Below are 560 nucleotides of genomic sequence, written 5' to 3'. Positions count from 1 at the left end.
GCCGCCTCCGCCGCCACGCACGCCCTGCTGACGTCGGCGCGGCCTCCGACGGCGATCTTCTCGACCACGGGCTTCCTCACCGAGGGAGTCCTGCGGGCGAGCCGGCGGCTGCGGTCGAACGTCGCGGTGGTGGGGTTCGACGACTTCGCGCTGGCCGACCTGCTCCCGGTCCCGGTCACGGTGGTGACCTCCGACACCGCGGAGCTCGGCCGCCGGGCCGCCCGTCTGCTCATCGACCGCATCAACGGCGAGGACGCTCCCTCGCGCAGGACCGTGCTACCGGTGCGGCTCATCGCCCGTGGCACGGACCATCACTGTCACCATCCCTAACTACCCATGCGGTGACGCCAGTTGACGACTCACCGGGTTACTCGGGGCCCAACTCCCCCGTGCCACGGGCGATGAGCCGCACCGGTAGCACGGTCCTGCGCGAGGGAGCGTCCTCGCCGTTGATGCGGTCGATGAGCAGACGGGCGGCCCGGCGGCCGAGCTCCGCGGTGTCGGAGGTCACCACCGTGACCGGGACCGGGAGCAGGTCGGCCAGCGCGAAGTCGTCGAAC

At 72.1% G+C, this 560-nt stretch carries 2 protein-coding genes; one reads left to right on the top strand and one right to left on the bottom strand.

The features are described from left to right. Positions 1-330, top strand: a 330-nt coding sequence (locus J0695_RS40680; RefSeq protein ID WP_206969833.1) for a substrate-binding domain-containing protein, incomplete at its 5' end; no start/stop codon positions are given. 37 nt (positions 331-367) lie between these two features. Here J0695_RS40680 and J0695_RS40675 read toward each other — a convergent pair. Continuing rightward, positions 368-560: substrate-binding domain-containing protein (locus J0695_RS40675; protein ID WP_206969832.1), on the bottom strand; the 193-nt coding region annotated here is incomplete at its 5' end.

It is taken from the genome of Streptomyces beijiangensis (genome assembly GCF_017315755.1).
Lineage (GTDB): Bacteria > Actinomycetota > Actinomycetes > Streptomycetales > Streptomycetaceae > Streptomyces > Streptomyces beijiangensis.
This window is presented reverse-complemented; position numbering and strand designations above follow the sequence as displayed.